Here is an 11,417-nt window from a genome sequence, read left to right on the forward strand (position 1 = left end):
AAAGAGAGAGAAAGAGAAAATGGAAAGAGAAACATTTCAATCAAGACTTGGTTTCCTGCTGTTGTCTGCAGGCTGCGCCATCGGCATCGGAAACGTATGGAGATTTCCCTATATCACGGGAAAATACGGCGGCGGCGTATTTGTGCTGCTGTACATATTTTTCCTGGTGCTGGTGGGCGTGCCTGTGATGACCATGGAGTTTGCCATCGGCAGAGCCAGTCAGAAGAGCACGGTGCGTGCCTATCATGTACTGGAAAAACCGGGACAGAAATGGCATGTACACGGCTATATCGCCCTTGCCGGCAACTTTGTTCTGATGATGTTCTACACCTCCGTAGCCGGATGGATGATCCACTATTTTTACCGGTATGTCACCGGTTCCATGGAGGGCATCCACGGCGATGCCACAGCAGCGGCTTTCGGTGAGATGCTGGCTTCCCCGGGAACGGTCACCATCTGGATGGTGCTCATCGTTGCGGCAGGATTTTTTATCTGCTCCAGAGGCCTGCAGAAGGGGGTGGAAAACGTTTCCAAATGGATGATGGTATCTCTGCTCATCCTCATGCTTGTGCTGGCGGTGCACAGCTTTACCCTGGAGGGCGGCGGAGAGGGCCTGAAGTTCTATCTGATGCCCGATTTCCAGAGAACGCTGGACAGCGGCCTGTTTGAAACCGTCACCGCAGCCATGAACCAGGCATTTTTCACCCTGAGCCTTGGCATCGGCGCCATGCTGATCTTCGGCAGCTACCTGAAAAAAGACAAAACCCTGCTGGGTGAGTCCATCAGCATTGCCTGCCTGGACACCTTTGTGGCATTCGTATCCGGCCTCATCATTTTCCCGGCCTGCTTTGCCTACAACGTCAGCCCGGACAGCGGCCCGTCCCTGATCTTTATCACCCTGCCCAACATTTTCAATTCCATGGCGGGCGGCAGGATCTGGGGCAGCCTGTTCTTCTTGTTTATGTTTTTTGCATCCTTCTCCACGATCATCGCCGTGTTTGAGAACATTATGGCGTGTACAAGAGATCTGTTCCATATTGGAAGAGGAAAAGCGGCCGTGATCAACGGCATCCTCATGGTGATCCTGTCCATGCCGTGCGTGCTGGGCTACAATGTATGGTCGGCCTTCCAGCCCTTGGGCGCAGGCTCCACCGTTCTGGATCTGGAGGACTTCATCGTCAGCAACTTCCTGCTGCCGCTGGGCTCCCTCGTATATCTGCTCTTCTGTGTCAGCCGCGTGGGCTGGGGCTTTGAAAACTACCGGGCAGAGGCCAATGCGGGCGAGGGTGTGAAGATTCCCAAAGGCATCCGGTTCTATGTGACCTGGATCCTGCCGATCTTCGTCATCATCGTATTTTTACAGGGCCTGATCGCAAAGTTTTCGTAAACAGTTCAGATTATGCCGAACGAGAACAGCGATCGTGCTTGCACGAATAGCTGAGCGAGGAAAGGCATAAGAAGAGCGCCAGAAAATGAGCAGAAAGTAGATGCGAAGCAGTGGAGAGTGCGGAAGCACGATTCTGCGAATGGCGCGGCTGAACTGTTTAGACAATGTTGTAAACAACGTGAAAAAATATCTTGAAATAGTATAGCCTCTGTGCTATACTATTTTAGTCTATGAGAAAACACGCGGGTGGATTCTGGAGATGGTGCCGTTTCGACGGTCTATCCGGAAAGTGGATATCCGCGGAAGAATTTAACCAAATGGAGGAAAGAAACATGAGCGTTATTTCAATGAAGCAGTTACTCGAAGCCGGTGTGCATTTCGGACACCAGACCAGAAGATGGAACCCTAAGATGGCTCCTTACATCTACACAGAGAGAAATGGTATCTACATCATCGACCTGCAGAAGTCCGTTGGCAAAGTGGACGAGGCTTACAAGGCAATCTTCGATATCGCAGCAGACGGCGGCAGCATTCTGTTCGTAGGAACCAAGAAGCAGGCACAGGACGCTATCCGTGTAGAGGCTGAGAGATGCGGCATGTATTTTGTAAATGAGAGATGGCTCGGCGGTATGCTGACTAACTTCAAGACCATCCAGAGCAGAATCGCAAGACTGAAAGCAATCGAGACCATGTCCGAGGACGGCACCTTCGACGTACTTCCGAAGAAAGAAGTTATCGCTCTGAAGAAAGAGTGGGAGAAGCTGGAGAAGAACCTTGGCGGTATCAAGAACATGAAGAAGCTTCCGGATGCCATCTTCATCGTTGACCCGAAGAAGGAGAGAATCTGCGTACAGGAAGCTCACACACTGGGTATTCCGCTGATCGGTATCGCTGATACCAACTGCGATCCGGAAGAGCTGGATTACGTGATCCCGGGTAACGACGATGCCATCCGTGCAGTAAAACTCATCGTTTCCAAGATGGCAGACGCTGTCATCGAGGCAAACCAGGGCGCTGCTGAGGAAGTTGCAGAGGCAGCTGCAGAAGAGGCAGAGGCTACAGAAGAGTAATCATAACCGAGATTCTACACGCTAATTGGAGGAAGATAACATGGCTATTACAGCAGCAATGGTAAAAGAGTTAAGAGAGATGAGCGGCGCCGGCATGATGGACTGCAAGAAAGCTCTTACCGCTACAGACGGTGATATGGACAAGGCAGTAGAGTTCTTAAGAGAGAAAGGCCTTGCAACCGCACAGAAGAAGGCAGGAAGAATCGCAGCAGAGGGTATCGTTATGCTGAAGGTTTCCGATGATTCCAAGAAGGCAGTCGCTGTAGAAGTAAACGCAGAGACAGACTTCGTTGCAAAGAACGAGAAGTTTCAGGGATACGTTGCACAGGTTGCTGAGCAGGCTCTGGACACCACAGCAGCAGATATCGACGCTTTCCTGGCTGAGCCCTGGAAATTCGATACAACCAAGACTGTAAACGAGGCACTTGCAGGACAGATCGCTGTCATCGGTGAGAACATGAAGATCCGTCGTTTCCAGCAGGTTGAGGAGGCAGACGGTTTCGTAGCTTCCTACACCCATATGGGCGGCAAGATCGGCGTTCTCGTTGACGTTGTCACAGATGTTGTCAACGATGCTGTCAAAGAGATGGCTAAGAACGTAGCAATGCAGGTTGCAGCTCTGAAACCGCAGTACACAAGCCGTGCAGAGGTAAGCGCTGACTACATCGAGCATGAGAAAGGCATCCTTCTTGCACAGATCAAGAACGACCCGAAGGAGTCCCAGAAGCCGGAGAAGGTTATCGAGGGCATGATCACAGGCCGTATCAACAAAGAGCTCAAAGAGATCTGCCTGCTTGACCAGGTATACGTAAAGGCTGAGGACGGCAAGCAGTCCGTTGGCAAGTACGTTGAGGAAGTTGCCAAGACAAACGGCGCAAAGATCACCATCAAAGGCTTCGTTCGTTTCGAGACCGGTGAGGGCCTGGAGAAGAAGGAAGAGGATTTTGCAGCAGAAGTTGCAAAGCAGATGAACGCATAATCTTACAGTTCGCATAAGAATTTGAACCGTAATTTTATCATGTAAATCACCGAAAAACCTTGAATTTCCTATGAAAATGGGATAATTCAAGGTTTTTTTTGCGCGTTGGGGAATAAATTTTGACTTATCGTAAATTATCGCTAGGGCATGTAATTTGTGCTTCAAAATTTTATGTGACAAACGTAATAACCTATGGTATTATAAAAACGATATAAGAGAAAATGACTTTTGCGAAAACGAAAGTATCTTTATGTTTTTTGCGCGTATACTTCCTTTTGTGGAAATAAATACTTGAAAAAATATATACAGCATTGGGCGTAACATTATCGCAGTTTTTTCAGGAAGGTAATTCGGAGAATCTGACAGAAAAACGGAAAGAAGTTTTAAGGATATGGAACGATCTGAGTACAAATGAGCAGGAAACAGTAATGTCAATGCTGCGTGGACTTCAGAAGTAGGCGAACAGTTCGAATATATATCGGCTGTTCTCTTTCTGTTTTAAGCGTTAAAACGGTAATGTTTTACTTGTGTACAATGGGGTGCGGGAATGTAAGTACATCAATATTTTTGCATAAGTTTAAAAGCTATAATAAGGAAACCGGCAAAACAGATGAAAGTCTGAGACGCAAAGCTACAGGGCCTGTAAAATGGCAGCCAGTTGCATGAAATGAGGTGCACTGTCTGGCGGACAGTGTTTTTTTCGGTGTTATTTCATAGACGTAACCATAATGATTTTATTAGGAAAGAGAAAAAATATGAACATCAAAAAAGTACAAAGTGCAAGCCTTTTTCTGGCATGTATAGCAGCAACAGGACTTATGGGATGTGGGAAAACAGATGAAACATCAAAGAAACACGAAGCAATTACTTTTATGGCTCCTTATATGGATGTGGACAGCTTTATAGAAGAAGTGCATAAAACATATCCGGAGATTGCGCTTGAAGTAATCCCGTACAGCGGAGCAAATACAACGGTGTATCTGAATACGATACTGAAGGAAAATGATCTGCCGGATATCTGCACACTTTCCCTTTATGATCCGGAGCTGTTGGATCTCAGTGACAGGATGCTTGATCTTTCGGGTTATGCTTTCACAGATAATTATGTAGAATCCCGTCTGAAGGAGGTATCAGATGAAGGGGCGATCTATATGCTTCCATCTGCGTATAACTGTTTTGGTATTACCCATAACAAAACATTATTAGAAAAACATGGATGGACAGTTCCGCAGTCGTTCCGGGAACTCGAACAGCTTGCCAAAGAAGCAGAGGAATCCGGGGTTCAGTTATGTTTGTCCCAGATCCAGTATCCGGGATATGGTTTCCAGTATTTATGCAATATTGCAGATACCGGATTTTTAAGCTCTCTGGATGGAAGACAGTGGCAGAAGGATTATCTGTCAGGGAAAGCAAATGTCAGTGATACAAAGGGTATGATGGACAGCATGGAATATATCCGGAAATGGAAAGACCTTGGTATGCTTGACGGTAGCAACAGCGATCCGATCGATGATGCAGTAACAAGAGATGATTTTATTAAGGGAAATACGCTGTTTATGCTTGGATCACAGAATGGTATCACGGATTCAGATGCTACAACAGATGAATTTGGACTGATGCCGTATCTGTCAGAAGATGGAAGTAAGAATGTCTACATATTGTCAGTGGGACGTTATTATGGGTTGAATAAAAAGTTAGAGGATGATCCGCAGAAACTGGAAGATGCGTTAAAGGTAATGGAAGTGCTGTCTACTGTTGAGGGAACATCTTCCCTTTACCCAGAGGCATCACTAAAAGCCAGTCTCCTTCCATTTAAGGATGCAAAGGCAGACGATACCTATTATGGTGATATCGTAGATGCGATCAATGCAGGAAATACGGCGCCGCTTATTTACTCTGGCTGGGAAAATACACTTGTCACTACAGGAACAAAAATGCTGGAGTATATGCAGGATAAAGCAACGATAGAAGATGTGGTAAAGCAGCTTGAGCATGATCAGGAAAGCGTGGTAAACAATAAGCCGGAAGTCATTACCACAACAACGGAAGTTATTTCTCAGGAGAATTGTGCAAAGCTGGTAGGCAGATGTTTTGCACAGGCAACTGACAGTGATCTGGCACTTGTTTCCCTGGGAACATGGATCAGTGGTAACGGGTTGAATCAGAACAATGACTGCGTAAGTTCAAAGATGTATGCAAAAGAACTTACAGTGGATGATCTCAGTGCGATCATTCCGACAGGCTGGTCGAGGACAATTCAGACGGTCAGTTTAACAGGAAAACAGATAAGAGACCTATATAAAGAGGGATATGATGCAGTCGGTACAGGAAACAATTATCCTTATGTGCTGGTAAGTCCGGTGGAACTGGAAGGTGAGAAGCCTTATCAGGTGGCTGTTTCCGGAATCAGCGAAAAACTTGCTTCGGAAGTGGAAGTGACAGACAGTGGTATTGTAGGCCTGGATGCGGCAAAAGAGTTTTTTGGGCAATTTAAGACTTTAAGTGAAGCAGACGCTGAATGGAAATAAGCGGAGGGGAAGGATGCAGAAGGCAAAGAGTTACCGAAATTTAATATTGGGCTGCTGTATGGCTGGTATAGCGATGCTTCTTGCATTCTTTTTCCTGTATCATACTTATATCCGGGATATTATCTATGAAGAACGGTTAAACCAGATGGAAGAGATTACCCGTCAGATGTTTCAAAATCTGGAGGATGTGATCGATTCCCACTGGGATCGGGTAACGGAAGAGTGCAATTACCTGAAAGATGCAAATATACAGACTACAGATGAACTCTGTAAATATATGAAAAAGAAATATGACTTATCAGCATATGCAGATCATAAGATCACGTTGATGGCAGTGGATTCAGAGGGCGGATATTACACAGAAGCTGGAAACAGAGGACTTTTCCGGGATCTGGATTATTTTGAAGATAATCCCGAACAGATCAGCTTTGTTTTTGATTCTATGACGGATAATCAGTCAGAGATGGTATTTGTGGATCGTCTGCCGGAACCAATACATCTTCAGAATGGAGAAAAGAAAACTTCAATCCTCTATTTTGGAATTGCCCAGGACATGGAACAGCTGAATCCTTATTTTAACTGCGATGCATATAATGGGAACAACAGTGTGTATGTTCTGGATGATAATGGCCTTAAACTGTTCAACAGCAATCAGGTGGAACTGATCAAGGGGCATAATGTTTTTTCTGTTTTACAGAATATGAAGTATCTTCACAGTTCTTCTTTTGACAAAATAAAGGCGGAACTGGAAGAAAAAGGCTGTAGTTATTCTAATGCGGTGTTGGATGGAACAGAATATTTTTACGGATTAAGAAGAATGGACAATGCCGAATGGACACTTATCTTTCTGGTTCCGGCAGAGTATGTTGCTACGAATACATTAAGACTTGTGAATTTTGTAACACTATTTATCGTTATCTTTACGGTTATCGCATCTGTCTGCGTTATGCTGGGAATTTCTTTTGTTATGCGTAGAAACCAGCAGGAAGCGATCCGCGTGGAGCGGGAAAATAATGCGAAGCTGGAAACAGTGAATACAGAACTGCGGCAGGCAAAAAAGGCGGCAGAGGAAGCTTTTCAGGTAGCGCAGGAAGCGAGCAGATCCAAGAGCAGTTTTCTTGCAAATATGTCTCACGATATACGTACCCCTATGAATGCGATCATTGGTATTACATCATTGATCAGACATGATGCCGGTGATAAAAGCAAGGTAATAGAGTATGCGGATAAAATTGACACTTCCTCAAAGCATCTGTTAGGGATCATTAATGATGTTCTGGACATGAGTAAGATTGAAGCCGGAAAAACTGTTTTCAAATATTCTGACTTTTCTATTGTGGATCTTATACAGGAACTTGACACGATATTTTATTCTCAAATATATGAAAAGAAGCAGATTTTTACAATTACAAAAGAAAATATTTGGCATGAGTGGGTGAATGGGGATCGCGTCCATTTGATGCAGATTTTCAGCAACCTGCTGTCTAATGCAATAAAATATACACAGGAAGGTGGAGAAATTCAGCTTCTGGCGGAAGAATGTGAATCAAATTCATCTGTTTACGCAAAATACCGCTTTTTAGTCAGCGATAACGGTATGGGAATGTCGGCAGCTTTCAAGGATACGATCTTTGATGCGTTTACGCGTGCGGAAAGTTCCCTTACAAACAAAATACAGGGAACCGGACTTGGAATGGCGATTACCAGGAACCTGGTTGAGGCAATGGGAGGTACCATTGATGTGGAGAGTGAACCGGGACAGGGAAGCTGTTTTGAGGTTCTCATAGATCTGAAAATTGCAGAGGATAGAACAGCTGCTCTGGCGGCACAAGAAGAAACAGACGAGCAGGATGGTAATATCCTGCAGGGAATGAGGTTCCTGTGTGCAGAGGATAATGAGCTGAATGCGGAGATCCTGACGGAACTGTTAAAGATTGAGGGTGCGAAGTGCACCATCTGTGAAAATGGTGAAGAGCTTTTGAAGTCATTTGAAAAGTCTGCTCCGGGGGATTATGACATGATCCTGATGGATGTGCAGATGCCTGTTATGAATGGTTATGAGGCAACAAAAGCAATCCGCAGAAGTTCCCATGAACTGGCAAAGAAGATTCCGGTCATTGCCATGACCGCCAATGCATTCTCGGAGGATATTCAGCATTCTCTGGCAGCCGGTATGAATGCACATGTTTCAAAACCGGTTGAGATGAGGGTACTGGAAAAGACGATCAGAAGCATAAAATCCTGCGGGGGGGTACCGAACCGCAGGTCATTGAATAGTAACAAATGGCAGGGAATCAGATATGAAAAGGATAGTTAGGGATAGACAGAAAATGAAAGGAAAAAGAGTGATCGCAGGCATTATGCTTGTAGGAATCTTAGCAGTCACCCTGGCAGGGTGCAAAAATACAGATGACAGTAAAAAAGAAACGGAAAAACCCGTCATTACGCTCGGCAGTGACAATTATCCACCATACAATTATCTGAATGAGGATGGGGTACCGACAGGCATCGATGTAGAACTGGCTACAGAAGCCTTCAAAAGAATGGGCTATCAGGTGGAGGTTGTCCAGATCAACTGGGAGAAGAAAAAAGAACTGGTGGAGAGCGGAGAGATTGACTGTATCATGGGCTGCTTTTCCATGGAAGGACGCCTTGACGATTACCGCTGGGCAGGGCCGTACATAGCAAGCCGTCAGGTGGTCGCTGTAAATAAGAACAGTGATATCTATAAACTGACTGACCTGGAGGGAAAGAACCTGGCTGTCCAGTCCACAACCAAACCGGAAAGCATCTTTCTGAACCGGACAGATGAAAGAATCCCAAAACTGGGAAATCTGATCAGTCTTGGACATCGGGAACTGATCTATACGTTTCTGGGGAAAGGATATGTAGATGCAGCTGCAGCACACGAGGAATCTATCGTTCAGTATATGAAGGATTATGATGCAAGCTTTCGTATCCTGGAAGAGCCTCTGATGATCACCGGAATAGGTGTCGCTTTTGCAAAAGAGGATGACAGAGGAATCTGTGAGCAGATGGACCAGACGCTGGAAGAAATGCGTCTGGATGGCACATCCCTGAAAATCATTGAAAAATATCTGGATGATCCGGAAAAGTATCTGGAGGTGGATGATCTTGGATATTAAGAAAAAGAAAAAAGAAAAACGAATCCAGCTGCTCGGAGGCCTGCTCGGAATCTGTGTGGCTGTAGTCTCCCTGTTTTATTTCTTCCACGCAGAAAAGGCGGAAGCAGAGAAAAGAATGGTGGAGATTGTAAACTATGTGAAAGTGCAGTGTTCCACCTACACCCATTATAATGAATCTTCGGAATCCAAAAGCCTCCTCCGTGCCATTGAAAGTGCCAGACAGATGAGTACAAATATTTACATGGAAACAGAAAACGGCGGGCAGCTAAGCGAGGATTTCCTGAGAGAAAACCTGCAGACGCTCTGGGTGGATGGTATCATTGTGCTGGATACAGAAGGAAAGACGGACTGTGAATACAGCACAGATGAATTTCTGGCAAACGAAATTACGGAGTATTTGCAAAAAGACATTATCATGGATTTTGCCGGATATGAAGAAAGAACTTATTCGGAACGATTTGACAGGAAAGAGGGATCACATATCGACATTGCAGCCTGTGCCAGAAAAGATGTGCCGGGTATGGTTGCAATTTACTATTACACCTCTCCCGAATTTGCCAGAAACTATACCCTGACGCTACAAGGGCTTTTAAATGGTTATAGCGTTCAGAAGGATGGAACGATTCTTGTAGCAGACGACGGGATCGTTGTTGCCAGTAATGATGAGAGTCTGTTAGGGCAGAATACAGCCGACAACGGAGTTGTTCAGGCAATGAAAAAGCATACAGACAGTCAGCACATTTATCATTTGAAGAATGAAGGATCCGGATGTTACGGAATCATGCTGAAGCAGCGGGATTATTATATTTATGCGTATCTCCCGGATACGGAAGTCTTTCATAATCTTCCATTAAGTGTAGCAGGTGTTATTTTTCTTTATCTCCTGATATTCAGTATATTCTGGTTCTGGTCATACAGAACCGATCAGGCACATCAGAAACAGGAACAGGAAAAAGATGAAAAATATAAAGCAGAACTTCTGATAGCAGCAAAAAAGGCAGAAGCTGCCAATGAGGCAAAAACCGAGTTTCTCCAGCGGATGAGCCATGATATCCGGACTCCGATCAATGGGATCTGCGGTTTGGTCAATATGGCAGACTATTACGCAGACGATATGGAGAAGCAGACGGAATACAGGGAAAAGGTGAAAGCGGCCTCCAATCTGTTGCTGGAACTGGTAAATGATGTCCTGGACATGAGTAAGCTTGAGGCAGGTGAAATCGTTCTGGAAGAGGTTCCATTTAATCTGAGCAGTATTTTCAGGGAAGTATTTGTTGTGATCGAGCAGATGGCTGCAGAACAGAATATCCGGATCTTGTGGGAGAAAAAAAGAAATCACACACCGGGATTTTATTGGAAGTCCGGAGTATGTGAAACGGGTGATGATGAATATCCTGTCGAATGCGATAAAATATAACAGAGAAAACGGACAGATCTATATCAGCTGCATGGAAATTCCATCCGAACAGCCGGAAATGACGATAATGGAATTTGTCTGCCGGGATACAGGAATCGGAATGACTGAGGAGTTCCAGAAATATGTGTTTGAACCATTTGCACAGGAACACACAGGAAGCCGCACAAAATTTGCAGGAACAGGCCTGGGAATGTCGATTGCAAAGAATCTGGTCGAGAAAATGGGCGGAAGCATTACCTTTGAAAGTGAACAAGGTACGGGAACTACATTTGTGATCCGGGTTCCGTTCCGCATTGATACAGAAAGGGATGGCAGAGTTGAAACTGGAGAAAAAACAGAAGCTTCCATCCGCGGGCTGCACATTCTTCTGGCAGAAGATAATGAGCTGAACATGGAAATCGCTGAATTTATGCTTCAGAATGAAGGCGCCGATGTGACAAAAGCATGGAATGGTCAGGAAGCTGTTGAACTATTCAGAAATAGTGAACCTGGTGAATTTGATGTCATTCTCATGGACATTATGATGCCGGTCATGAATGGTTATGAAGCCACAAAGATGATCAGGTCTCTGGACAGAGAGGATGCAAAGGCAATACCGATCATTGCAATGACAGCAAATGCGTTCACGGAGGACAGAATAAGAGCAAAAGAAGCAGGAATGGATGAACATATTGCGAAGCCTGTTGATGTGGAATTACTGATAAAAGTAATTCATAATTATAAAAACCACACGGATAAAGGGAATAAAATAATATGGATAAAAAACAAAAAATCCTGATTGTAGATATTTCTTTAAATCAAAGAGCGGCATGCATTCGATTGATTACAATGCAATTTCAGGTCAATTAATGATCCTGAACGGAAAACAGCAGATATTATGTCAGAGGTAT

The 11,417-nt window shown here is 44.8% G+C and carries 6 protein-coding genes, 1 pseudogene and 1 riboswitch; all 7 genes and pseudogenes read left to right on the forward strand.

Annotated elements, in window-relative coordinates; genetic code table 11:
- Positions 1 to 19: 19 nt before the first annotated feature.
- The 7 genes and pseudogenes from RJD28_07620 to RJD28_07650 all read left to right on the forward strand — a co-directional run bounded on the left by RJD28_07620 (position 20) and on the right by RJD28_07650 (position 11,305).
- Entirely contained in the window at positions 20 to 1,387 is a 1,368-nt protein-coding gene (locus tag RJD28_07620) for a sodium-dependent transporter (protein WNV59331.1), read from the forward strand.
- 332 nt (positions 1,388 to 1,719) lie between these two features.
- Positions 1,720 to 2,457 (forward strand): 30S ribosomal protein S2, encoded by a 738-nt coding sequence (gene rpsB, locus RJD28_07625; protein ID WNV59332.1) that lies wholly within the window; start codon positions 1,720 to 1,722, stop codon positions 2,455 to 2,457.
- Between the two features lie 40 nt (positions 2,458 to 2,497).
- Complete coding sequence (tsf, locus tag RJD28_07630; protein WNV59333.1) at positions 2,498 to 3,436, forward strand: translation elongation factor Ts; 939 nt, start codon at positions 2,498 to 2,500, stop codon at positions 3,434 to 3,436.
- A gap of 590 nt (positions 3,437 to 4,026) precedes the next feature.
- Positions 4,027 to 4,102, forward strand: a riboswitch (cyclic di-GMP riboswitch).
- Positions 4,103 to 4,191: 89 nt separating this feature from the next.
- On the forward strand, positions 4,192 to 5,964 hold the full coding sequence (locus RJD28_07635; protein ID WNV59334.1) for an ABC transporter substrate-binding protein: 1,773 nt from the start codon (positions 4,192 to 4,194) through the stop codon (positions 5,962 to 5,964).
- A 13-nt stretch (positions 5,965 to 5,977) separates the two neighbouring features.
- The gene (locus tag RJD28_07640) at positions 5,978 to 8,281 is read left to right on the forward strand and encodes an ATP-binding protein (GenBank protein WNV59335.1); all 2,304 of its coding nucleotides are present in this window, start codon (positions 5,978 to 5,980) and stop codon (positions 8,279 to 8,281) included.
- A 13-nt stretch (positions 8,282 to 8,294) separates the two neighbouring features.
- Positions 8,295 to 9,110, forward strand: a complete 816-nt coding sequence (locus RJD28_07645; protein ID WNV59336.1) for an ABC transporter substrate-binding protein — start codon at positions 8,295 to 8,297, stop codon at positions 9,108 to 9,110.
- Positions 9,094 to 11,305, forward strand: a pseudogene (locus RJD28_07650) (response regulator). Before RJD28_07645 ends, RJD28_07650 begins: the two are co-directional and overlap by 17 nt.
- The last annotated feature ends 112 nt before the right edge of the window (positions 11,306 to 11,417 follow it).

The organism is Oscillospiraceae bacterium NTUH-002-81, from assembly GCA_032620915.1.
In the GTDB taxonomy this organism is placed as follows: domain Bacteria; phylum Bacillota; class Clostridia; order Lachnospirales; family Lachnospiraceae; genus JAGTTR01.